General features: G+C 68.6%; 19 protein-coding genes. 8 read left to right on the top strand and 11 right to left on the bottom strand.

Translation table 11 applies throughout. The features are described from left to right. The first annotated feature begins 24 nt into the window (after positions 1 to 24). Both H0264_RS29145 and H0264_RS29150 read left to right on the top strand, forming a co-directional pair. The gene (locus H0264_RS29145; RefSeq protein ID WP_181580516.1) at positions 25 to 666 is read left to right on the top strand and encodes a hypothetical protein; all 642 of its coding nucleotides are present in this window, start codon (positions 25 to 27) and stop codon (positions 664 to 666) included. Between the two features lie 618 nt (positions 667 to 1,284). After that, complete coding sequence (locus H0264_RS29150; RefSeq protein ID WP_181580517.1) at positions 1,285 to 5,784, top strand: cation-translocating P-type ATPase; 4,500 nt, start codon at positions 1,285 to 1,287, stop codon at positions 5,782 to 5,784. Positions 5,785 to 5,886: 102 nt separating this feature from the next. On the opposite strand, the gene H0264_RS29155 is transcribed toward H0264_RS29150, so the two are convergent. Then, on the bottom strand, positions 5,887 to 6,840 hold the full coding sequence (locus H0264_RS29155; protein ID WP_244975980.1) for a hypothetical protein: 954 nt from the start codon (positions 6,838 to 6,840) through the stop codon (positions 5,887 to 5,889). A gap of 218 nt (positions 6,841 to 7,058) precedes the next feature. On the opposite strand from H0264_RS29155, the gene H0264_RS29160 reads away from it, so the two are divergent. Then, positions 7,059 to 8,282 (top strand): MFS transporter, encoded by a 1,224-nt coding sequence (locus H0264_RS29160; protein WP_181580518.1) that lies wholly within the window; start codon positions 7,059 to 7,061, stop codon positions 8,280 to 8,282. After that, entirely contained in the window at positions 8,279 to 8,818 is a 540-nt protein-coding gene (locus tag H0264_RS29165; protein ID WP_181580519.1) for a GNAT family N-acetyltransferase, read from the top strand. Before H0264_RS29160 ends, H0264_RS29165 begins: the two co-directional genes overlap by 4 nt. Before the next feature lie 86 nt (positions 8,819 to 8,904). Here the strand turns inward: H0264_RS29165 and H0264_RS29170 are convergent, their stop codons facing one another. Continuing rightward, entirely contained in the window at positions 8,905 to 10,542 is a 1,638-nt protein-coding gene (locus tag H0264_RS29170; protein WP_181580520.1) for a TlrC/CarA/OleB/SrmB family ABC-F type ribosomal protection protein, read from the bottom strand. Between the two features lie 328 nt (positions 10,543 to 10,870). Between H0264_RS29170 and H0264_RS29175 the strand changes: the two genes are divergently transcribed. The 3 genes from H0264_RS29175 (at position 10,871) to H0264_RS29185 (ending at position 13,147) form a co-directional block, all read left to right on the top strand. Further along, a complete protein-coding gene (locus H0264_RS29175; RefSeq protein ID WP_181580521.1) occupies positions 10,871 to 11,761 on the top strand; it encodes an ABC transporter ATP-binding protein in 891 nt (296 codons plus the stop codon). A gap of 37 nt (positions 11,762 to 11,798) precedes the next feature. Beyond that, positions 11,799 to 12,581: an ABC transporter permease subunit gene (locus H0264_RS29180; protein WP_181580522.1), complete on the top strand. Its 783-nt coding sequence runs from the start codon at positions 11,799 to 11,801 to the stop codon at positions 12,579 to 12,581. A 71-nt stretch (positions 12,582 to 12,652) separates the two neighbouring features. Beyond that, positions 12,653 to 13,147 carry a GbsR/MarR family transcriptional regulator gene (locus H0264_RS29185; protein WP_181580523.1) on the top strand — a complete coding sequence of 165 codons (495 nt, stop codon included), beginning with the start codon at positions 12,653 to 12,655 and terminating at the stop codon, positions 13,145 to 13,147. Between the two features lie 9 nt (positions 13,148 to 13,156). Here H0264_RS29185 and H0264_RS29190 read toward each other — a convergent pair whose 3' ends face one another. After that, positions 13,157 to 13,801, bottom strand: coding sequence for a TetR/AcrR family transcriptional regulator (locus H0264_RS29190; RefSeq protein WP_181580524.1), 645 nt, complete (start codon positions 13,799 to 13,801; stop codon positions 13,157 to 13,159). A gap of 213 nt (positions 13,802 to 14,014) precedes the next feature. On the opposite strand from H0264_RS29190, the gene H0264_RS29195 reads away from it, so the two are divergent. Further along, a complete protein-coding gene (locus H0264_RS29195) occupies positions 14,015 to 14,959 on the top strand; it encodes an oxygenase MpaB family protein (protein WP_181580525.1) in 945 nt (314 codons plus the stop codon). Positions 14,960 to 14,989: 30 nt separating this feature from the next. Here H0264_RS29195 and H0264_RS29200 read toward each other — a convergent pair whose 3' ends face one another. From H0264_RS29200 to H0264_RS29235, 8 genes are read right to left on the bottom strand one after another with little or no spacing between them, the layout of a single operon-like run. Beyond that, a complete protein-coding gene (locus tag H0264_RS29200; RefSeq protein WP_181580526.1) occupies positions 14,990 to 16,390 on the bottom strand; it encodes a cytochrome P450 in 1,401 nt (466 codons plus the stop codon). Positions 16,391 to 16,411: 21 nt separating this feature from the next. Next, entirely contained in the window at positions 16,412 to 17,110 is a 699-nt protein-coding gene (locus H0264_RS29205; protein ID WP_181580527.1) for a hypothetical protein, read from the bottom strand. Next, positions 17,103 to 18,857 carry an Hsp70 family protein gene (locus tag H0264_RS29210; protein WP_181580528.1) on the bottom strand — a complete coding sequence of 585 codons (1,755 nt, stop codon included), beginning with the start codon at positions 18,855 to 18,857 and terminating at the stop codon, positions 17,103 to 17,105. The genes H0264_RS29205 and H0264_RS29210 overlap by 8 nt, the downstream gene beginning before the upstream one ends. A gap of 12 nt (positions 18,858 to 18,869) precedes the next feature. Further along, on the bottom strand, positions 18,870 to 19,694 hold the full coding sequence (locus tag H0264_RS29215) for a hypothetical protein (protein ID WP_181580529.1): 825 nt from the start codon (positions 19,692 to 19,694) through the stop codon (positions 18,870 to 18,872). Positions 19,695 to 19,717: 23 nt separating this feature from the next. Next, the gene (locus H0264_RS29220; RefSeq protein WP_181580530.1) at positions 19,718 to 20,482 is read right to left on the bottom strand and encodes a hypothetical protein; all 765 of its coding nucleotides are present in this window, start codon (positions 20,480 to 20,482) and stop codon (positions 19,718 to 19,720) included. A gap of 8 nt (positions 20,483 to 20,490) precedes the next feature. After that, positions 20,491 to 21,462: a serine-rich family protein gene (locus tag H0264_RS29225; RefSeq protein WP_181580531.1), complete on the bottom strand. Its 972-nt coding sequence runs from the start codon at positions 21,460 to 21,462 to the stop codon at positions 20,491 to 20,493. A gap of 37 nt (positions 21,463 to 21,499) precedes the next feature. Beyond that, positions 21,500 to 22,039 (bottom strand): hypothetical protein, encoded by a 540-nt coding sequence (locus tag H0264_RS29230; protein WP_181580532.1) that lies wholly within the window; start codon positions 22,037 to 22,039, stop codon positions 21,500 to 21,502. Between the two features lie 32 nt (positions 22,040 to 22,071). Continuing rightward, a complete protein-coding gene (locus H0264_RS29235) occupies positions 22,072 to 22,782 on the bottom strand; it encodes a hypothetical protein (protein ID WP_181580533.1) in 711 nt (236 codons plus the stop codon). Positions 22,783 to 22,846: the final 64 nt, after the last annotated feature.

Genomic DNA, 22,846 nt, shown 5'->3' on the forward strand with positions numbered 1-22,846 from the left:
CTTCCAACAATCCGGGAAACGATCATGGGCTTTGCATCGGGAACGGCAAGAGCGTTGGGCACCACCGCATCCGCGGCAGGCAACGCGGCGGGTGCGGTCGGCGGCGCGGCGGCGACCGCGGCCGGCGCCCTCGGCGGAGCAGCGATCGGAGCGACCACCGGGGCGGTGCGCGGCGCAGTCCAGGGCGCCTACTCCGGCGCCAAACGCGGCGTGGACACACCCACCGCGATACTCGTCGGGACCGCCGCAGCCGGACTGGTGGGAATCGTCGAATGGCCGCTGGTGCTCGCGGGAGGCACGCTCGCGGGCGTCGTCTACGTCTTGAAACAGGCCAGACGCCAGCAGGATTCGGACGGCGCGGACACAACCACGACAGACGACCCGGCGAAGGCGCAGACGAACGCCACCGCGCCGGGCGAGAAGTCCGCTGCGGCGAACAAGACACCGGAGCGCACCACCGCTGGCGCCACAGCCAGCAAGGCAGCCGCAACCTCCCGATCCGGCTCGTCGGCGAAGCCGAACGCCCGCAAGACATCCGGGAGCAGCTCGAGCAGGGCAGGCGGATCCGATAGCGCCGCGTCCACCTCCGGCGGCAGGTCGAACACGACGTCCGCATCCGGCGGGCGCGGCTCCGCGAACCGGACCTCCACCCGCGCCGGCAAATGATGTCCACACTGCGCGCCCTCATCACCGCACCGATCCGAATCTCCGTGGCCGGTGCGGCCGCGGCCGCGGGAGTCATCGCCGCACCCGTCATGACCGCGACTCGGCAGGTGCGGGACATTGTCGAGCCGGTGTTGCCGGAGACCGTGACGGAGTTGATCGATGACTTCGCGCGGGAGGTTACCGCGCTGGTGGATCCGCGTGGGGAGCGGCAGCAGCGGCGGGTTGTGGTGCGGGGGGACCGGATTCACGCCGAGGTTCGGGGGCTGCGGTCAAAGGACTCGGAGCGGGTCGGGCGGAGTGTGAGTGAACGGCTGGAGCGGGCTGAGGGGGTGCAGTGGTATCGAATCAATGCGGCGACGGGGCGGGTGACCGTGGCGCTCGATACGGGCAGCGGGCCACACGATGCGGGGAGCGGGCCACGCGATACGGGGCGCAGGACCAGCGATGCGGGGCGCGGGGCGAACGACGCGGCCGGCAGGACAAGCGAAACGAGGAACGGGGCGAGCGATACCGGTAGTAGGGCAAGCGACGCGGGGGGGCGGGGGTGCTGATACGGGCTCGGAGGCAGGCGATTCCGGTGTGCGGGATGGCGGCGGAACGGGGGCGGGGGACCCGGGGGTGCGGGCGGGGGCTGCGACATTCACGGTGGAGGAGCTCGAGGAGCTGTTGGCGGACGTGGAGGAGCAGGCGGGGATGGAAGGGGCGGGGTGGGGGCGGGATGTGGAGCATCCTTCGGATCGGGAGCCGGTGCTGGCGGCCGCGGTGCAGTTGATGGGGGATGTGGTGGGGATCGGGCTGGCCGTCGTCGGGGCGGCGCTGCCGGTTTCGGGGGGTACGCAGTTGTTGCGGGCGGGGGTGGCGTTGATCGATGGGCAGCCTCGGATTCGGGAGTTGCTGGAGCGGCGGCTCGGGGGGCATCGGGCCGACACCGTGCTGACATTGGGGACGGCGCTGGGGCAGGCGTTGGATGCGCAGGTGGCGGGGTTGGCGGCGGATGCGCTGTCGCGGACTGTGCGGTTGGTGGAGGCGGCGGGGCGGTACAGCCAGTGGCGGCAGTGGGATGAGTTGCTGGCGGAGCCGCATCATCCGGGGGTTCGGGAGTATCGGCCGCCCAAGGTGCGGCCGGAACCTATGCCTGCGGGGCCGGTGGAGCGGTGCACCGACCAGGTCGGCGGCGCGGCGGCAGTGATTTCGCTGACCACGCTCTCGGGTGGGCGCGGGGCGGGGGATGCCGCCGATGCGCTGGTGGCCGGAGTGCCCAAGGCCGCACGGGCAGGGCGGGAAGCGTTCGCTGGAATTCTGGCTACCATCATGGCTTCTCAGGGGGTGCTGACTATCGATCCCTGCCTGTGGCGGCGGCTGGATCGGGTGTCGGCGCTCGTGGTGGATCGACATGCCGTACGCGGGGAACGGGCCGTGGTGCTGTCGGCGGCGGCCGAGGACTCCGGCTGGTCCACCGAGCACGTGTGGAGTGCGGCGCAAAGACTGTTGTGGCGCAATGGGTCCGAGCTGCCCATTCCGCCACCGCGTGGACGCAGCCGGGACGAGTTGCGGCTCACACCGTGCGCCGAGGTCGACGGCGCTTCGGGGAAGGCGGGCACACCGGCCCCGCACTACCCGGGCGAACAGCGCCGTCGCAGCGAGGACGCGGCCGATGACCGAGGGAAGATGCCGGGGTCGGGTCACGGGGATCCGGTGTGGCACTACCTGTTCGACGGGGAGCAGGCGGTCGGGCGGGTGCTGATCGGGCAGGAATTGCATCCGGAGGCGGTCGGGCTGCTCGCGGCGGCGCGGAAGAACGGGCTGCGGGTGGTGTTGATCGGGGACGATTCGACACGGGAATTGCGGCGCAGCGCCGATGAATTCGTGCAGGCGGGCGGGTCGGTCACCGAGCTGGTGCGGAAAATGCAGCGGCAGGGGCATGTGGTCGCGGTGTTGAGCGGGCGGGCGCATCGGGCACTCGGGGCGGCGGATCTGGGGATCGGGCTGGCCGAACGGCACGGGGAACAGGTGCGGGTGCCGTGGCAGGCGGATGTGGTGTGCCCGGAATTGGCTTGTGCGCGAAGGATTGTCGCGGCAGCGGGGACGGCGCACGCGGTGAGCGAACGGGGGCGGGTGCTCACGCTGTCGGCGGCCCCCCTCAGCGGGCTGCTACTGGCCACGGGGCCGAACGGGCGACGGCCCGCACGAGCCACCTCACCGGTGTGGACGGCGCCCCTGCTCGGCTTCGCGGGCGGGGTGATGGCAGGCCGTCGGGCCGGGCGCGGGGACGCGGGAACACCTGTACCGCTGGTGCCCTGGCACGCACTGGAACCCGATGAGGTGCTCGCACGGCTGCCCGCACCCGAACGGGAGGAGCCGCAGCATCGAGTCGTCACCGACAGTGCGCTCCGGGTGGTGCAGCAGTTCGCCACTCCGGCCAGAACTTTGACCGAACTGGCCGGGCAGGTGCGCAAGGAACTCGAAGACCCCCTCACTCCCCTGCTCGCCGTCGGCGCGGTCGCCTCGGCGATGCTCGGCTCCCCCACCGACGCCCTGCTCGTCGGCTCGGTCCTCGGCCTCAATGCGATCGTCTCCGCCCTGCAACGCCGCCGCGCCGGCCAATCCCTGCACCGCCTGCTCGTCGGCGAACGTCTGCTCGCCCACCGCATCGCCCCCGTGAACGACGATGAGGACGGCGAGATCGACACTCCCGCTGAGGAATTGCGGCCGGGAGACATCATCGTGCTGCGAACCGGGGATGTGGTGCCCGCCGATGCGCGGTTGCTGGAGGCGCGGGGGTTGGAGATGGACGAGTCGGGGCTGACCGGGGAGTCGGTGACCGTCGACAAGCAGACCGCGGCGACTCCCGGTGCGGCACTGGGAGATCGGGCGTGCATGGTGTTCGAGGGGGGCGTCGTGGTGAACGGGTCGGCGCGGGCCGTGGTGGTGGCGGTGGGCGCCGGAACCGAGGCGGGGCGGGCGCTGGCGGCGGCCGGACAGCCGCGCGGGGGTGGGGTGCAGGAACAGTTGCGGGCGCTGTCGGAACGGGTGCTGCCGTTGACGCTCGGTGGCGGAACACTGGTCACCGCAGCGAGTTTCCTGCGGGGGCTGCCGTTGCGGCCCGCGCTCGCGGACGGAGTGGCGGTGGCGGTGGCCGCCGTGCCGGAGGGGCTGCCACTGGTGGCCACCGTGGCGCAACTGGCGGCCACGCGGCGGCTGTCGCGGCGCGGGGTGCTGGTGCGGTCGAGCCGGACCATCGAGGCGCTGGGGCGGTTGGACACCGTGTGCTTCGACAAGACGGGGACGCTGACCGCGGGGCGGTTGCATCTGGCGGCGCTGGGGGATCTCGACGAGAGCTGGGACACCGAAAACGCCGCGGAGACACCGCAATCGCGGCGCTTGCTGCGGGCGGCGGCGCGAGCCTGCCCGCATCCGGAGGACGGGCCGCTGGTGCACGCCACCGATCGGGCCGTGGTGGAGGCGGCCGATCACCATCTCGGGGAGCGGTCGGCGCATGTGTGGGACCCCATCGAAGAGGTGCCGTTCGAGAGCAATCGCGGGTACGCGGCGGCGGTCGGGCATACCGCACACCACATTCGGCTCGCGGTGAAGGGAGCGCCGGAAGTCTTGCTGCCCCGATGCACACAGGTGTTGCGGGCCGACGGCGAAAGCGGACGCAACCGAACGGAATTCAGCGCCGAGCAACGCAAGATCGCCGAGGAAGCCGTGCAGCGGATGGCCGAACGCGGGCTGCGGGTCCTGGTGGTGGCGCGGCGCGACCTGCCCAGCGAGCCCGAGGACGTCACCGACGAGATCGAAAAGCTGACCCTGCTGGGCTTCATCGGCCTCGCGGACACACCCCGGCCGCAAACCAAGGACCTGATACGACAGCTGGCGCGCAATGACATTCGAGTGCGAATGATCACCGGCGACCACCCGGTAACCGCGCGCGCCGTGGCCGAACAGCTCGGCATCCCCGCCGACACCGTGGCCACCGGCACCGACATCGACGCCCTCGACGAGGACGCACAGGCCGAACTCATCGACCGCGCAACCGTTTTCGCCCGCGTCAGCCCAGAACACAAGGTGCGCATAGTCGCCGCACTGCAACATCGCGGGCACGTGGTGGCCATGACCGGCGACGGCACCAACGACGCCGCCGCCATCCGCACCGCCGACATCGGAATCGGCTTGGCCGCACGCGGTTCCGTAGCCGCGCGCGAGGCCGCCGACCTCATCATCACCGGATCCGACGAGATCCGAACACCGGGCAACGGCCGCTCCGCCGACGCGAAGAGCTCCGCTCCCGCCAGGGCGAACAGCGGCTCCGCCACCGACGCACATCGCGGTTCCCCCACCAACGAGCATCGCGGGACCGCCACCGACACCAGCCGCGGCTCGACCGGCGGTTCGCATCGCGGCTCCCCTGCCGAGACCGACCGCGACCCCTCGGGCGCTTCGCCGGAAAACCGTACTGCCGCAGGAGGAATCGACCTGACCGTATTGCTGGCCGCGCTGGTGGAGGGCCGGGATATGTGGCGGCGGGTGCGCGACGCCATCGGGGTGCTGGTGGGTGGCAATGCCGGGGAGGTGACCTTCACCGTGCTGGGGACGCTGCTGTCCGGGCGCGCGCCGATCGGGACCCGGCAGTTCCTGCTGGTGAATCTGCTGACCGATCTCGGGCCCGCCATGGCGGTGGCGCTATCGGGGACGCGCGCTGCCGAGGAGGCCGAACCCGCCGATACCGGAAGCGAATTGCGGCAGATTCCACGGCCGGATCTGGGTGGGGACTTCCTGCGCGCGGTGGCCGTGCGCGGAGCGTGCACCACCGCCGGGGCGGGGGCGGCCTGGCTGCTGGGCCGCGCCACCGGTCGGCAGCGCCGGGCAGCGACCATGGCACTGGCAGCGCTGATCGCCACCCAGCTCGGGCAGACGCTGGTGATCGGGCGGCACAGTCCACTGGTGTGGGTGACCGTCGCAGGCAGCACCGCCCTGCTCGCCGGAGTCATCATGACCCCCGGGGTGAACCGCTTCTTCGGTTGCACGCCACTGGGTCCGGTGGCCTGGACAATCGTCACCGGCTGCGCGGTGGGCGGGACGGTCGGCGCGGTCTACGCGGGCCGCCGGTACGCCTGATCGCGTCGGACCCACAGGCGACCCGGCCGCAGCGCCCACCCACCCGCAGCACCGCCACGCTCTGCTTGCGGCGGCCACCGCCACGGGCGCGCGCCGCCGGGGTCAGCGGAGGACGAGGCCGGCTACCAGGCAGGTGACGATGACCATCAGGGCGAACCAGGAGATCAGTTGCCAGTGCAGGAGCGCGGCTTTCTGACCGGCGACCGTCAAGCGGAGGGTGGCGTCCAAGCGGTCGTGGTCGGCTATGCGGCGGCGGAGCTGGGCCAGGTCGTCGGCTTGCTGTTCGGATTCGACCTCGGCGCGTTCCAGGCGGTGGGTGAGCTTGAGGAGTTGTTTGGCCTTGTCGCGGGTGGCCTTGCGGGCCAAGGCCAATGCGGTGCGCTGATTCATGAGTTCCTGGCGCTGTCGTGCGATGACAGCGGCCTGCGTGCGGGTGTGCCGCTCCCAGTCGGTCACTGTCGCCCATCCTCCCGTGTGCTCGTCGCGGAATCCGTACGCTAGCTCCCCGGCAACCCATTCGGTAATGAATCGACGCAGTTCGTAGCGGGCTTCGGCAGGGATCACGCGACCGCCCGGACCGGTGTCGAGGAGCCCGCCGGTCAGTTCGTATTCACATTCGAAAGCGGCGAAATCGTCCACCGCGACAGCCGGGAGCTGCGAGGTCCACAGACCCTGCGGGCAAATCCATAGCACTTCGCTACAACCGCTGGTCCGCAGGGCGCCGGTGAGGTTGCGGGCGCGCGCCAACTCCGGTGGCGCGCTGGAAACCTGGATGGCGCAGACGCGATCACCCTTGCGCCACAGGACATCCGGGGTGAAGGTGACGAACGCGGCATCGACCTGGGCGTCCTCCGCACCGGCCGCGAGCAGCCGCCCGCGCAACCAGTATTTCAGGCGCTGAGCATCCCACCGGCAATCGGCGCAGCCGGGATCGGCGCACCGATCGCCCGGCGCGTGGCCGCGCGAATCCGCAACGGTCGTCTTGGATTTCGGGCCCTCCGGCTCGGCGAGTACCACCGCCTGCCCGTGCGACATTTCCACTCGCCTCGTGCTCACACGATCACCGCCCCAGCAACTTCCACCATGGGCCGCTCCCGCACTTCCGGGAACCTGCGCCCACGCCGTTTATTCCAGAGTGCCGCAGCGCGCAGGGGGGTAACCGCGAAAGCGACCGGATTCGTTATCCAATAGCGAGCCGTACGTGATCAACGGCGGCGCGGATCGTAATCACCGACCGGGATGCCGGGGGTCGTTGGCACGGCTAGCATTTCGGGATGCCCCAGCCGCAGACACCGAAACCCCTGCTCCGAGGCGCGCGCGCCGCCAATTCGGTGGCGTTCGCCGTGCAGGGGTTCTTCCTCGCGGTGGTCCTCACCGAACTGCCCCAGCAGCGCGACAAATTCGGGCTCACCGACACGCTGATCGTGGTGTCGGTGGTGCTGGTGTCGGTGCTCGCCGGGGCGGGCAGCCTCACCGCGGAACGGCTCGCGCTGCGGTGGTCCAGCCGCACGGCGCTGCGCATCGGGATGTTCGGGATCGCGCTGGCCGGCGTGCTGATCGCGTTGTCGCCCAACAAGTTTGTGCTGCTGGCCATGCTCGGGCTGTACGGCGTCACGGTCGGCGTCGTGGACGCGGGCACCAATATGCAGGCGGTATTCATACAGCACGGCTATGGGCGGTTCATCCTGTCTTCGTTCTATGCGGCGTGGAGCGCCGGGTCCATCGTGGGGGCGCTGTTCGTGTCCGTGTGCGAGGAACTCGACGTCCCGCTGACGGCGGCGCTGCTGATGGCCGCGGGCATCGTGCTGGCGGCCACGGTGGCGGCCGGGCCGCGACTACTCGGGGCCGGGGAGGCCGAGGCCGGGCCCGCCGAAGGGGAGGCGGGAGCATCGACGGTGTCCACGCGGCTGTTCCTGGCCTTCGGCGCGGTGGTGGCGCTGGTCTTCGCCATCGACTTCTCGGTGGGCAACTGGTCGGCGCTGTACATGACCGATGAGCTGCTCGCTTCCTCCTCGACGGCGGCGCTGGCGCTGGCGGCGTATCAGGGTGCGTCGCTGACCGGGCGGCTCACCGGTGACCTCTGGGTGCGGCGGTTCGGCACGCGGGCGGTGGTGTTCGTGGCCGCCGCGGTCGGAACCGTCGGACTCGCGATCGTGGTGGCCGCGCCCGGCCCGGCTGTCGCCATTGTCGGATTCCTGATTGCCGGGATCGGGCTGCCGGTCATCGCGCCGCTGTGCTTCAGCGAGGCCGGGCAACTCACCAGCGGACGCGGGCTGGACGCGCTCATCGCCCGGCTGAATCTGTTCAACTATGCGGGCACCCTGGTCGGCGGCGCGGTGCTCGGCGCGGTGGCCGGGGCCGCGAATCAACGTGTCGGATATGGGCTGTCGCTACTGTTCGCGGCAATCCTGATCGGCTTCGCACGGGTGTTCCACGCCCGCGATGCGAGCAGTGCCACGATGCAACCGCCGGAAGGCCATGTTTCACTGGACCGGTGAGCAACTCCCCAGTCACCATCGATCGGGCCGGGCCCGGTGACGCCGCCGAACTGGCCGCCGTCGCCGCCGCGACCTTCCCGCTCGCCTGCCCACCCGGGTCCACACCCGAGGACATGGCCGCGTTCATCGACGCGGTGCTGTCGGAAGCACGGTTCGGCGAATACCTCGGCGATCCCACACGCACGGTGCTCAAGGCCGGTGTCGACGGGAAGATCGTCGGCTACAGCCTGCTGCACGCGGCCGAACCCGCCGACCCGGCCGTGGCCGCGGTGGTGCATCCGCGGCCGGTGGTCGAGTTGAGCAAGATGTATGTGCTGCCCGAGTTCCACAGCAACGGGGTGTCCAAGGAACTCATGGACGCGTCCGTGGCCGCCGTCCGCGCGGACGGCAGCGCCGGGGTGTGGCTGGGCGTGAATCAGCAGAATGTGCGCGCCCAGCGGTTCTACGGCAAGAGCGGGTTCCGGGTGGTCGGGACCAAGACGTTCAAGGTGGGCGCGCAGACCCACAGCGACTTCGTCATGCAGCTGGAGTTCTGAGCAGATTCGGACCCCGGCCACGAGCACGCCGGGATGACGACGGGCCCGGCATTCCACGGATGAATGCCGGGCCCATCGTTGTCCGGCTATGCCGCAATCGAATCCGATGTCAACGCACCGGAATCCAGTTCCAGGCGGCGGCCGGTGAACCGGGAGCGCATGCGGCGGTCGTGGGTCACCAGGACCACCGCGCCCGGGTAGTCGGCCAGGGCCTGTTCGAGGTCCTCGACCAGGGCCGGGGACAGGTGGTTGGTCGGCTCGTCCAGGAGCAGCAGATCGACGGGATCGCTGACCAGACGGGCCAATTCGATGCGGCGGCGCTGACCGTAGGAGAGTTCGCCGAGGCGCAGGCGCAGGTCCTGCGGGCGGAACAGGCCGAAAGCCAGTAGCGCCTCGGCATATTCGTCCGCGGGACCGGGGCGGCCTGCCGCGTAGGCTTCCAGCAGCGTGCTGCCGGCGGGCCAGGCGGACTCCTCCTGCCGCAGATGACCGACGCGACCGCGCACCGCGACTTCGCCTGCGTCCTGGCGCAATTCGCCGGACAGCAGTCGCAACAGCGTGGTCTTCCCGGCCCCGTTGGGACCGGTCACCAGCAACCGCTCCCCCATGCCGATGCGCAGCCCCTCCAGGCGGAGACGGTTGTCCACCACCACATTCCGCACCTCGGCCACCGTGGCCGCAGTCAGACCGGCCGGCGCGGACAGCTGCGCGGTGAAACGCAGCGGATCCGCCGGTGCCGCAATGGGATCCGAGGTGAGCCGGGCCACCCGCTCCTTGGCATTGCGGATGCGGGACATCGCGCCGTGGCCGCGGCCTCGCGCACGGAAGGGGCCCGCCGCGAAGACAGCGAGGGGCAGTTTGCGCGGAATGGCGTCCAGGCGAGCCACATTGGACTCCGCCAGGCGGGTGCTGCGGGCCAGTTCCTGTTTCCACTCCTCGTGCAGTCGCATCTGACGGCGGCGTTGCGCAGCCTTGGCGGTCAGGTAGCCGTCGTAGCCGTTGCCGTGGCGGGTGACCGCGCCGGCGTCGACCTCCAGGACGATCGAGGTGATGCGTTCCAGGAAGACGCGGTCGTGGGTGACCGCGACGACGGTGCCGCGATGCTCGCGCAGGCGACGCTCCAGCCAGGTGATCGCGGCGTCGTCGAGATCATTGGTGGGCTCGTCGAGCAGCAGCAGTTCCGGTGCGGCGGCGAGGGTTCCGGCCAGCGCCAGCCGACGACGCTCGCCGCCGGACAGGGTGCCCAGCGGGCGAGCGCGGTCCAGGCCGGGCAGGCCCAGACCGTGCAGGGCGGCCTCGACGCGGGCGTCGGCCTCGTAGCCGCCGCGGGCTTCGAAGCGGGCCGCGAGGTCGGCGTACCGGTCCAGGCGTTCGCCGAGGGCGCCCGGGGCGATCAGCGCCTGTTCGGCCGCTCGCATCCGGGATTCCAGGTCGCGCAGGTCGGTCAGGGCCAGTTCGACCGCGTCGGCCACCGTCGCGGTGTCCGGCAGATCCAGGGTTTGCGCCAGATAGCCTGTGCCACCCGGAAATTGAACCCTGACCTCGCCATTGTCGGGGTGTTCGCGACCGGCCATGAGCCGCAGCAGGGTCGATTTGCCGGAGCCGTTGTCGCCGACCACGCCGACCTTCTCGCCGGGGCGGATGGACAGGCTCACACGGTCGAGAACGAGGCGTTCGTCGTAGCGCTTGGTGAGGTCGGAGAGGGTGAGTTGGGCGGTAAGCATGCGTGTCCTCCTCTATCCGGCGCGCGGCCGGGATTGCTGGGGAGCCCGCGCGACGACCGAACGCACAGCGGCGCGGTTCGCGGGGTGGTGAGGTGAGCGCGGAATCCGCGGAGCAGAGCTCAACGCGGCGAGGCGATTACATGAAGAAGAAATGCATGACGGAGACAAGCTATCCAGGGGCAACTCTGGGCGTCAACCACTTTCGGGCTGCGACCGTCGTCACAGGACTCGACTTCCCCTCGACCGGTTGACATGTTCTATGTGTTCAGTGCAGACTGAACACATCGCACCTACAGAACACAGAGTGGGTGCCATCGAAGGAGTAGAGATGACCGCCCCCGCCATCCGCGTCGCAGGTCTGACCAAGCATTACGGCAAGAATGTGGCCCTCACCGACCTGAACCTGGAAGTCGCGCAGGGTGAGGTGTTCGGATTCCTCGGACCCAATGGTGCGGGCAAATCCACCACCATCCGGATTCTGCTCGACCTCATCCGGCCCACCTCCGGACGCGTGGAGGTCTTCGGCACCGATCCGCGCACCGGCGGAGCCGAGCTGCGGCGGCGCATCGGATACCTGCCCGGCGAACTCGCCCTCGAAGGCCGCAATACCGCGCGGCAGCTGCTCGGCTTCCTCGCCGACCAGCACGGCACCGTGCCCGCCGGGCGCATCGACGAACTCGCCGGACTGCTGGATCTGGACCTCGCCAAGAAGGTCGGAGCCATGAGCAAGGGCAACAAGCAGAAGGTCGGCATCGTCGCCGCCTTCATGCACCGGCCCGACCTGCTCATTCTCGACGAACCCACCTCGGGGCTGGATCCGCTGCTGCAACAACGGTTTCTGAGCCTGGTCGAGGAGGCCAAAGCCAACGGCCAGACCGTGTTCATGTCCTCACACATTCTCAGCGAGGTGCAGCAGACCGCCGATCGGGCCGTCATCATGCGCGCCGGACGACTGCTGGGCACCGAGAACGTCGAGGACCTGCGGCGGCGCGCGCCACGCTCGGTGGAAATGGTGTTCGGCGAGAACATCTTCGGGGACGACTTCGATCGACTGCCCGGGGTGCGCGATCTGACCGTCGAGGGAAACACGCTGCGCTGCACCACCGAAGGCGAAGTCGACGCGCTGTTCAAGACCGCCGCCAAGTACCACCTGGTGAGCGTCCTCTCCAGTGAACCCGATCTCGAAGAGCTGTTCTTCGACCTCTACGAACGCCGCTGACACCACCTGTCACTTTCTCCCACAGGAGTTTTCCGTCATGAAGAGCACGGTTTTCACCCAGACGCTGAAGGAACAGCGGCGCGGACTCATCGGCTGGTCCATCGGCCTCGGACTGGTGCCGATGATGTACCTGCCGTCGTTCAGTTCGATGAAAGAGCAAGGCTCACTGAGCAATATCAAGCAGAACGACGTGTACACGGCCATGGGCATGAGCGACTTCGGCAGTGCCGCAGGGTATCTGCAATCCACCATCTTCGCGCTGATGGGATTGCTGCTCATGGTGATCTTCGCGGTCACCATGGCGGGGCGCACCGCGTCGCAGGAAGACAGCGGGACACTGGATCTGCTTCTCGCACAACCGATCAGCCGCACCTCGCTGCTGGCGCAGCGGTTCGCGGCGCTGGCGGTGCAGGTCGCAGTGGTCACCACGGTGCTCGCGGTCGGCGTACTCGCCGGTGCGAACGCCGGCGGGATGGACGTCCCGGCGGGCAATATCCTCGCCGCCGTCACGGGCCTCGGATTGCTCGGGCTGGCGGTCGGAGCGCTCACGCTGCTGGTGGGCGCGGTCACCGGCAAGCGTGCCCAGACCCTCGGATTCGCGGCGCTGCTGGTGGTCGGCGGATACCTCGCCAACAGCCTGGGAGCCTTCATCGACGGGGCCAAGTGGATGCAGAACCTCTCGCCGTTCCACTACGCCATCGGCGATTCCACGCTGGTGAACGGATGGAATGCCGGGAACCTGGGAATCCTGGCCGCCCTCGCCGCCGTCGCGATCGGCGTGGCGCTCACGGTCTTCAACCGGCGAGACCTGGCCGTCTAGAACACCCCGCGGGGTGGGTTCGGATGAACCCACCCCGCATTCGCCTATCCACCGGAAGGAATACTCGAGCCATGACCAGCGCACCTGAACCCACCACCGCACCCACCGACGCGCAGCTGGCCTTCGTGGAGGATTTCGCGCTCGTACTCGAACGCATGGGGTTGGTCCGCATGGTCGGCCGCGCCGCGGGCTGGCTGCTGGTGTGCGAACCGCCGCAGCAGACGTTCAATCAGATCGCCGAGGCGCTGCAGGCGTCCAAGGGGTCCATTTCGAGTGCGCTCAAGACGCTCACCACCATGCACTGGGTCGACAAGACCACCAAACCCGGTGAGCGGCGGGACTATTACTCGATCCGGCCCGGGGTGCTGCCGGATCTGACCCGCAAGCAGAGCGCCATGTACGACAGCCTCACGGCCATGACCGCGCGCGGTCTGGCGCTGTTCGACGATCCGAACGGCGAGCAGGCCGCGCGGGTGCGCGATATGCACGAGTTCTTCGTCTGGATGGGCAAGGAACTGCCCGCGCTCATCGACCGGTGGTACGCCGAACAGGGCGGCAAGGCTTAGCCTTCCGGACTACTGGAGGCTGCCGAGCAAACGTACCACGGAGCGGACGAAATCCTCGATCCGCTCCTTCGGGTACTCGGCGGGTTCGCTCACCGCCAGACGGCCCAGCATTTCGGCAACGGTGAGCAGCGAGTTGGCCACCAGGCCGGAATCCATTGCGGCCCAGCGCGGGTCGAGGGCCGCGCCCATGCGGACCAGGGCCTCGGCCTGATCGAAGATGCCGGTGCGGGAGCTGCGCAGGGCGGCGCGGTACTCCTCGGGGGCGCTGGTGGGCGAGGCCAGGATCAGCCGCCAGCGGGTCGGATTCGCCAGGGCGCCACTGACGAACGCCTCGACCGTCGCCGACGCCGCGACCACCGGGTCGGCGCCCAGCAGGTCGACGGGCAGGGTGGCGGCCACCTGCTCCAGGCCGCGTTCACGTTCCCGTTCGAGCAGGGCCTCGACGAGCTCGGCGCGAGTCTTGAAGACCGTGTACAGCACGGGTTTTCCCACACCCGCCTCCTGGGCGACGGCCTCCATGCTGAGCTCGTGCAGTTCGGCCTTCTCCAGCACCGCGAAGGCGGCATCCAGGAGCTGGGCGCGACGTTCCTGCGGAGGCAGGCGGGGCGCGTAGCGACGCCGGGGCTGCGCGCTCGCCGCGCGGGACTTCGTCACTGCCTGCTCACCTCCACCGGTTCATCGTGTCAGCTGGTCTCGCGTTGCCCGAAATCGGTCCGTCATTCGGGTGGAACCTACCCCGGCTCGATGCAGGGAGTCCGGTCACCGATTCGGAGTAAATGCTACGCGACCGTTGTATTCGACGCGCGCAATTGCTACGGTGCCGTTGTATTGATCGCCGGTGGGGCGATCACACACGAGGAGTTGCTGATGGGCTTCGATGCGACCACCCTGCGCCGCGACGACTACGGGTTCTTCGGACCCGGCTCGCCGAGCTGGAAGGTCTGGACCTCCCCCACCGCCGTGATCGGCTTCCAGCGCGCGGTCGTACTGGAACACTTCGACCCGTTCCTGACCGCGGCCGTTGCCGATTCGAGGGGTATCTACAGCAACCCGCGCAGCCGGCTCGACAACACTTTCGCGTACTTCCTGCTCGTGGCCATCGCCGACGGGCGCACCGCCATCCAGGCGTCCGAGCACCTGATGCACGTGCACGCGCCGATGACCGGGATCGAACCCATCAGCGGCAAGCGGTACGCGGCCAACAGCCCCGAGACCCAGCTGTGGATCCACATCACCGGCTGGCACTCGGTGCTCAAGGCGTACGAGGTGTACGGACCGGGACTCACCGCCGAGGAAGAGGCGCGGTACTGGGAGGAGTGCGCCATCGCGGCCGAACTCCAGACCTGCAAGCCGGAGGACGTGCCCCGCACCCGGGAGGGCGTGCGCGAGTACTACGCGCAGGTGCGCTCGCGGCTGTGCACCTCCGAGGCCGCGGAGGAGGGCATGCACCATCTGCTGCGCACCTCGCCGCGCAATGGCGCGGGCATCTCCTTCGCGCTCGGCAGCCGGGTGCTGTCGCTGGCCTCGGCCCCCATCACGCCGATGTGGATGCGAAAGCTGGGGCGCTACAACGTGCCTCGCATCGTGGATCCGCTGGTCAAGATTCCGGCGCGGCTGATTGTGTGGCTGTTCACGCTGTTCGGATCCTTCGGGCTGATCAAGGCCGCGCCGTTCATCGCACCTATGGCGGGACAGATTCTGGCGCAGCACCTGAAGTTCGAGGAACCGACGGTGCGCGAAACCATCACTCCGGCGCGGGCCCGGGAGCTGTACAGCCTGCGGGGTGCGCAGGCTGTACCCGAGGCCAGCTGAGCGGCAACGGAATACGGGCCGAGGGCCGGTTCAGGTGCGGGAATGCACCAGCGCCGGAACCGGTCCGGCGGCCACCATGGTGAACGGGGTCGCCAGCGGTAGATCAGGCTCGACCGATTCGAGGCGGACCCTGCGCACGATGCTCGCCAATGCCAGGGTCGCCTCCAGCATGGCGAAATGATCGCCGATGCAGGTGCGCGGGCCGCCGCCGAAGGGCAGGAACTGCCAGCGGTCGCGCCCGGCCGATCGTTCGGGGTCGAAACGGTCCGGGTCGAAGCGGGAAGGGTTGTCCCACAACGCCGGATCGTGATGCATGGCGTAGGTCCCGATCACCATATTGGTGCCCGCCGGGATGCGGAACCCGTCCACCACCACATCGCGCATGGCCTGCCGGGCCAGCGCCGGCGCGGGCGGGCACACCCGTAACGTCTCGTGCACGACGCGCACCGTATAGGCGAGTTCGGGCACGTCCTCGACACGCAGCGGCCGATCCCCCAGCGCCGCAGCCTCTTCGGCTACCCGATCCTGGATCGCGGTGTCGCGGCCCAGTATCCACAGCGCGTACGCCAGCGTGGTGGCGGTGGTGTCGTGACCCGCGAACAGGAAGGTCACCAGCTCCCGGCAGATCACCGTGTCGCTCAACGGTTCTCCGGTGTGTAGATCCCGGATGTCGAAGAACAAGCGCAGCAGCGGCGCGGCATCGGGATCCCGATGCGCCGCCGCGATCGCCTCGTCGATGATGGCGTACACGAACGCCCGCGACGCACGAAACCTGCGGCGCGCGGGCGTCGGCAACCAGGCGGGCGCGCGCACCGGCCGCAGCCCACGGTCGAGCACGAACGCCGCACTGCACGCCAGCGACTCCCCCACCTCCTCGGCCTGCTCATCGAGGTCCGTTCCGAACAAGGCGCTTCCGAGCACCCGCAAGGTGAGCCGCCGCGTTTCCGTGGCCAGGTCCACCCGCCCCGCCCGCACCCATGCCGCCGCACACCCGTCCGCCACCCCCGCCATCGCCCCGGCATACTCCGCCACGTGCCGTTTGGTGAACAATGGCTGATACGCCTTCCGGCGTGGCAGCCACTCCCGATGCGCGACGCTGAACAGATTGAGGCCCAGCCACTTCCGCGCCTCCACGAAGAACACCGACTGCTTGTCGAACGCACCGTCCGAGCCACCCAGCACGTCCTTGGCCCCCTGCGGAGAGGTCACCACCGCGAACGGCGGCACCAGCCACTTCGGCCCGACCCGCACTATGGTCACCGGTCCTCCGGCCGCGCGGATCTGCTCCAGGCCGGTGTTCAACCGCCGCAGCGCACCGATCCGCGCCCGCAGCGGCAGGCCGACATCCGGGGCCGGCGGAAAGGCCGACACCGCGCCGGAGTGCGTTCGCCCGGATCCCTCGGAGGATCGCGTCTCTTTGTTGGACACCATGATCGAACTCCCTCCCTGTGGTCATGTGCCGAGGTGGTCTGGATCCTCGCTCGTGACGACCTGTTGTTTGAGCAGCAGGCGGCGTGAGACGTAGTAGGCGGGCACCACGACGAACGCCGCTGGTTGGTCCGGGTCGCACACGCCCCACGGTTCCTGAGTGCCGGCGTCGAGCGGCGTGCCCGGCTCGCAGGTGAAATCCCACCGGTAGTCGTGTCCGAGATCGGTTGCTGCCTGCCGTATTTCGGCCGCGCGCTGCATGATGTCGTATTCGAGTTGCGCGGTGTCGATCGAATCGGATCGGAAGATCTCCTCGATGGCGGCGCGATCGATCTCGGCATGCTCGAACAGTGCGGCGGCACAGCGGCCTATCAGCTGGGCACGGTCGCTGTACGAGACGCCCGGAGCCAGAAAGGCCGTGGCGGCGCGGCGAAGGTCCTGTTCGACGAACGAGCGCAGTTGATGGGTGATCTCGTAGTGGCTCAGATGATCGGTTGTCGTGGTGTCGGGTTCCTCCGCCCGGTGCTGGTGAGCCAGGACCGCTGTGAATCGGGCATTCAAGGCCGCGAATTCGGTGCGGAGCCGGGCTATGTCGGCGGACAGACGCGGCAACTCGTTGCGGTGCAAGTGCTCGCAGTAGCCCGATACGCCACGCACGCGTTCCTCGAGGAGCTCGAGCAGGGCGGCGGCGGGGGTCCCCGCATGGGGGTCACGCTCAGCCATTTGCGCTCCGCTTCAGCATCTTTCGTGACGTGGGCAGCGCGCCCACCGGGTCCGGGGCAGTGGAGTGGTCGGTGACGAAATCGAGGGTGACTCGGACATCGCGATCGGACTCGAGATCCCTGGCCCGGACCGCGATCTCGGTACCGCCGAACGTCATGGTCACCTCCGCCACGCGGTCGGCCGTGGGCAGCGCCAGGGAACCGGTCGCGTCGACGGTCATGTCACCGACCTTGCCGCAGCCGCTGTCGCTGACATACCGGGGTTCCGCGTCTACCGCGGTGAAGATCCGGAAGTCGATGGTGATCTGCCCGTCGTGCAGCGGCCGATAGGTGCGCCGCACCTCATGTCCCGAACCGATGATCTCACCAGCCCGGACGAAGATATCGAATCTGTTGTCGCACCACACATCCTCGGCATAGCCGCGGGTGCGGTACTGCTCCGGATCGCGGCCGTCTTCGAATGGCATGGCCGTGGCGACGCCGTAGGTGAAGCGGGAGCGGCGGCCGGCGATCGCCGTGGACGGCGCGAGCGCGTAGTGCACGGCTCCGATCAAAACCGCCCACGCGGGTTTGGACGGAATCACCAGGGTCGAACGGGATCCGATGCGTTGGCGCAGCTGATTCTGCAGGTGCCGGGACTGCGCGAACCCGCCCACCAGCAGCACCCGGCCCACGCCCGCGCCGCCGATGCGCGTGAGCTGTTCGTCGACCAGATCCAGAATCGGCTCGACGGTGCGATCGAACAGGCCGATGGCCTCCACCGGATCGAGAATGATCTCGTCGTCGATGCCGTTCTGCGCCCGCGCCAGCTTTTCGCGCGCGTCGGTGTCCAGATTGCGGTACAGGCGATTGTTCAGGGACACGACCAGGTCGTGGCCTGCCGTCGGATCGAAGCCGAGCTTCGCCCGCTCCCACGCGTCCAGCAGGTCGGCGAAGGAACCCCGATCCTTCTCGTACGCCGCGTCCAGCGCGCCGCGGCCGAGCCGTCGAACCATGGCCTGACCGATGAAATCCTGGTCCAGATAGGTCGATCCGTGGCCGCCGCCGGAGGTGTAGCCGATCTCGATCAAGCCGTGCTCGGTCACCTCGTAGGCGGTGATATCGACGGTCCCGCCCCCGGCGTCCACGACCATGAACCGGTCACCGGCCGTATCGGTGCCCGGCAGACCGACATCGTGGCGGCAGTACAGCGCCGCCACCTCTGGTTCGACCGCGAGCAACAACCGGTCGCCGGGAATTCCAGCCTGCTCCGCACACTGCCGCATGATCTGGCGTTCCCGGTCCCTCCATATTGCGGGAACCGTTAGGCACCAGAGGATTTCGTGCTCGGTCACCGCGCTGCGCGCCACGATGTCCCGCACCGCGAACTCGAAGAACAAGCGCAGATAAGAGGTGACCAGATACGAGCTGAGATCGGCGCGCCGCGCCACCGAGGTGCCCGGTACGCCCGAATCCGGATCCTCCAGCAGATCCATCTTGAACTGATCCACATACTCGAAAACACCTGTGCGCGAGTCGGTATGGAACCGTCGCCGCGCCTGATGCCCCCACTCCACAGGCACGCCATCGGGCCCCAGCAACAGCGCTGTCCGATTCTTGATGTAACTGCTGGGCTGCCCCGCCCATTCATCAAAGAAATGAATACCGCGCTGCCGCGGCTCCCTGTCCCGCTCGGACGCGAACGCCCACGCGTAACCCGTTCCGTGCGTACCGAAATCGATCGCCGCGACGATCCGATGGTTGCTCATGATACGGCCCCGTCAATGCCTCGGGACGGTGACCGGACCGACCGTCGCCGAGCTCCGCGTGCCATTCCTGCCCACATCCGTCGTCGTGTAGGTCTTGCTCTCGGTGTATTTGCCGTCCGCTCCCCACGTCTTGGACGTCTCGGACACCTTGCTGGTGGACGAGCCATCACCGCGGGTGTCGGTTCTGGTGGACCTTTCGAGCCTGTGGACGGATCCGTCCTTCTCGGTCCAGGTTTCGATGTCGGTGCGGAGGTTGTGACTGCCCGTCCCGGTATTCCAGGTGTCGGAGGACGAGTGCTGCGTAAGGTCGATCCGATCGCCCGACTTGTGCGTGTAGTCGTCGTTCTCCAACTTGGTGTGGTGGTCACCGGTTTTCGAGATGATCATTTCCGATCGCGACACGGTATTCCCCTGACCATCCGATTCGACCTCGACTTGGACTCTGCGATCATGCTCGTCGAGGTAGGTGTCGAAGGTGGTCCGGGAAACAACCTCACCACCGCGATCGGTGATGCTGGTCGTCCAGTGACTTCCGCTGTCGCCCTGTGTGTTCCACCGCTGGGTGTGCTCTGTTCCGCCGGATCTATCATGCAGGGGTTTGCTCTCCGCCGTGAAGCCGTGGGCCACGTCATCGTGGAGTGCCGCGCAGGCGGTGGCGCCGCTGATGCCGAAGGCGACCAGGGGACCACCGGAGCCGGGCGGGTCGTTCTCGCTGGAGAGCTGGTCCGCGACGCCGGAAGGCGGTTCAGCCCATTCGGAAGGCTGCGTACCGGAGCTGAGTTCGTCCGGCTCGGTGTCGGTATCGGTGTTGAGGGCGTTGACATCGATGTGGTCCATCAGGTTGCTCTCTTCTGGTTCTGTCACTGGCGCGGCGGCGGTGGTGGTGGCGGCGGCAGGAGTCGCGACTCGGCGGGGATGTTCGGGGGCTCTGCCCACGGCGGCAAGGGCTTGCCGCGCGAGTCGGTGAAAGTTTCCCGCTCCGTCTTGTCGGTGTGCTTGCCGTTCTTGTCCTGATACGTCTCCGCAGACGTGGTCAAGATGCGGATATTGCCCGACAGAGTGGTCGTCACGTCACGCTCGGTGATCTTCGTGTGCTCGACGCCCTTGACGGTCCAGGTCTCGGTCTCCACCGACTTCCCGTGATCTTCCGCGGACTGGCTGATCCGCTCGTGTTTGTGGCCGTGTTCGGTCCAGGTGTGCCGGGTGCCGGTGATCTCGCCGTCCGCGTCCTTTCCCGTGACCAGGGTGTGTTTGACGCCGTGCTCGGTCCACTGCTTCACTTCGATCGTCGTGGTCGGGTCGTCGACCGGGCCGGTGTCGTCGGGTTCGCCGATGACGGTCTGCACCGGCATCGTCCACACCCCGTTGCCGGGCTGGGATTTCCCGCCGACTTGATCTGCAATCGGTTGTGCCAGAGCGGCATCGGCTGCGAGGCCGCCAATTGCGAAGGCGGCCATGGGGCCGCCGGGACCGGGATCGGCAACCGGCGTCGCGAGCGGTTCGTACTCGTCCGGAGGCGGGTCGGCCCAAACGGACGGCGGTGTGCTGGAAGCAGATTCATCGTGCTGCTCCCCGGGATCGATGTCGGGGTCGTAGTTCAGGGAATTGACGTCTATCTGCTCCATCGGTTCACTCAATCGTTGTAGGCGTGCTGCTCCGCAGCCGCGTGTTCTTCGGAATCCGGATCGTCGGGGTACCGGTCGTCGTCGACTCCGTCCGCCAGCACGCTCGACACGTCCCCGTCCCAGGGCGCAATTTCGTCTCCGTCCGAATCGAAGTCGTGCGATTCGGCGGTGGTGCTGCCGTCCACGTCGTGATCCACCGTCGTCACCGTGTAGCTGTCGTCGGCGTGCGCGGTCACGATGGTGGTCTCCGAATGGCCGAGGGCGTCGGTGACCCCGGTGGCGTGGAAGTCCTCCCCATCGGAGTTGACGCCCCAAGCCTCGGAACGAGTTTCGCCGGTGTGGGCGTCGCGTACCTCCACCTCGGTCAGGCTCGCGGCGGAACCGTCGATATCGAGGCCGCCGCTGGTGCTGACGGTCACCGTATTGCCGTGCGCGTCGGTGTCGGTGGTCGTGCCGTCCACCCGCCAATAGGAGCCGTCGGCCGAGTACACGCTGTGCTGGGACACCGTGCCGCCGCCGTGGTGATCGGTGCTGGTGACCGTTTGCTCCAGTGTCCCTTCGGCATTGACGGTCGTTGTGACGTGCACGGTCGAATCGCCGTCGGTAATGGTCTGCCGGTCGGTCAGCGGGCCGGTCACGTGCAACGGCGCGCCGGAGACCGTGGTGGAGCAGGAGGTGGTGCCGTCGGGGTGGCGTTCGCCCTGCGCGACGACGGTCGTGGTGCTGCCGTCGCTATTGCGGAAGACCGCGGTCGTGGTGGCGACCACGGTGCCGTCAGGTTTGGTGGCGAGATCCGACGAGGTGCTGGAACCTGTTGCGTGATTGGAGCTTTCGAGGTTGCGACCGGTGGAACCGTCCTGGTCCACCCGCATCCACCACTCCACCCGGCCATGGCCCTGGTTGTCGTGATGACTGCGCGCCATGGCGGCCTGCATGGCTCCCGGGGTGAAGCCCCCGGCTCCCGGGTATCTGGTTCCCATCGTCGATCCTCGTCATTCGATGCGTAGTCGGGCGGCGCTACCCCGACGTCGTGGTCACCGCGGGTGGGCGAGTGGTCACCGGAGGCTCGGGCGTGTGCTCCTCGGTGGGGTCCGGCGTCCCGGTATCGGGGGCGACCGTCACCGTGGTGGGCCGCTGCGTTGTGCGCGCAGGGACTTTCGATTCCGGAGCCCGGGTGGTCGGCTGCACCCTCACCGCGGTCGTCGGCCGCGCATTCGGGCCGATCGGGTCGCCGTTCTCCTCGATGGCCGGGCTGACCGTCGTGCTCTCGCGGGTTCCTGCCCCCGCCGGGTCCGAATCGGCGACGCCCACCGCCAGCAGGGCGATGAGTGCGGCGACCACGGCCATCACGCCGACTCCCGCGCCGAACATCGGCAAAGGTCGTTGATACCAGCGGGGTCGGTCGCGCAGCGGACACTCCTGACAGCGCGGGCCCGGGGCCGGATCGTCATCCCAGTCCGGCAGGTCCGGGCGTAGGCGGCGCTCACGCCGCCGCTGGTCGTCACGATCACCGCCCGGATTCGCGGCGGGATCCTCAGGTGGTCCGGCAGTGGACACGGACAACTCCAATCATGTTGTGCGAGTGAGGGTCAGCAGCCGGGCACGCTGTCGAAGCCGATCTTCTCCGCCGTCGCGCAGAACCAGGACGGCGGATCCGGCTGCCCCGCATCGTCGCGCCACACGGTCCCGTAGAGCACGGCTCCGGCGAACACCGCCACAAAGGCGAAGAACACGGCGAAGAACAGGAAGTAGAAGGTGCGGGCGAGCACGCGGCCGTACATCGTCTCGGCCACCGACATGGAACCCCACAGGCCCCTGCGCATTTCCACCGTCGAGCCGGTGGTGCGGTTGAACAGCCGGCCGGCCCGCACGAACGTGCCGCGCCTGCGCCGGATCGGCACCTCCACCACATCACCGTCGGTGAGCGAACCTTCGAGCAGGAAACCACGCATCTGCACGACCAGCGACGGACCCCGCAGCGGCTCCACGCGGAATTCGAGCGTCTGCAAGGAGCCGACATCGGATATCTGCTGCTGCTGGCGGATCCGGCGGGCATAACCGACGACCGTCCCCCGGGGCGCGGGCTCCAGCAATTCCGGTGGCACATCGGGTTCTTCGTGCGCCTGACCCGCCGCCAGCCCCGCGGCCGCGGCCTCCTGACTCGAAGCCCCCGACGCCGCCGCGCGCAGGGCCGCATCCACGGCCGCACGCGCCTGCGTCTCATTGTCACCGAACTTGCGGCGCGCCCACGCCTCCCATTGGCGGCGCTTATCGGTCATCTGCTGCTGCGGATTGGTCATGTCACTGTCCTTCACAACGCGACAGGTCGACACCGAGTGTCGTTGCGGCCGTATTGCGCTGTGC

The organism is Nocardia huaxiensis (assembly GCF_013744875.1).
GTDB lineage: Bacteria > Actinomycetota > Actinomycetes > Mycobacteriales > Mycobacteriaceae > Nocardia > Nocardia huaxiensis.

What these genes read in the sequence shown, in the direction of transcription:
- H0264_RS29145 (WP_181580516.1), top strand. Translation starts at nt 25, where the DNA reads ATGGGCTTTGCATCGGGAACGGCAAGAGCGTTGGGCACCACCGCATCC.
- H0264_RS29160 (WP_181580518.1), top strand. Translation starts at nt 7,059, where the DNA reads ATGCCCCAGCCGCAGACACCGAAACCCCTGCTCCGAGGCGCGCGCGCC.
- H0264_RS29170 (WP_181580520.1), bottom strand. Translation starts at nt 10,542, where the DNA reads ATGCTTACCGCCCAACTCACCCTCTCCGACCTCACCAAGCGCTACGAC.
- H0264_RS29175 (WP_181580521.1), top strand. Translation starts at nt 10,871, where the DNA reads ATGACCGCCCCCGCCATCCGCGTCGCAGGTCTGACCAAGCATTACGGC.
- H0264_RS29180 (WP_181580522.1), top strand. Translation starts at nt 11,799, where the DNA reads ATGAAGAGCACGGTTTTCACCCAGACGCTGAAGGAACAGCGGCGCGGA.
- H0264_RS29185 (WP_181580523.1), top strand. Translation starts at nt 12,653, where the DNA reads ATGACCAGCGCACCTGAACCCACCACCGCACCCACCGACGCGCAGCTG.
- H0264_RS29195 (WP_181580525.1), top strand. Translation starts at nt 14,015, where the DNA reads ATGGGCTTCGATGCGACCACCCTGCGCCGCGACGACTACGGGTTCTTC.
- H0264_RS29200 (WP_181580526.1), bottom strand. Translation starts at nt 16,390, where the DNA reads ATGGTGTCCAACAAAGAGACGCGATCCTCCGAGGGATCCGGGCGAACG.
- H0264_RS29205 (WP_181580527.1), bottom strand. Translation starts at nt 17,110, where the DNA reads ATGGCTGAGCGTGACCCCCATGCGGGGACCCCCGCCGCCGCCCTGCTC.
- H0264_RS29210 (WP_181580528.1), bottom strand. Translation starts at nt 18,857, where the DNA reads ATGAGCAACCATCGGATCGTCGCGGCGATCGATTTCGGTACGCACGGA.
- H0264_RS29215 (WP_181580529.1), bottom strand. Translation starts at nt 19,694, where the DNA reads ATGGACCACATCGATGTCAACGCCCTCAACACCGATACCGACACCGAG.
- H0264_RS29220 (WP_181580530.1), bottom strand. Translation starts at nt 20,482, where the DNA reads ATGGAGCAGATAGACGTCAATTCCCTGAACTACGACCCCGACATCGAT.
- H0264_RS29225 (WP_181580531.1), bottom strand. Translation starts at nt 21,462, where the DNA reads ATGGGAACCAGATACCCGGGAGCCGGGGGCTTCACCCCGGGAGCCATG.
- H0264_RS29235 (WP_181580533.1), bottom strand. Translation starts at nt 22,782, where the DNA reads ATGACCAATCCGCAGCAGCAGATGACCGATAAGCGCCGCCAATGGGAG.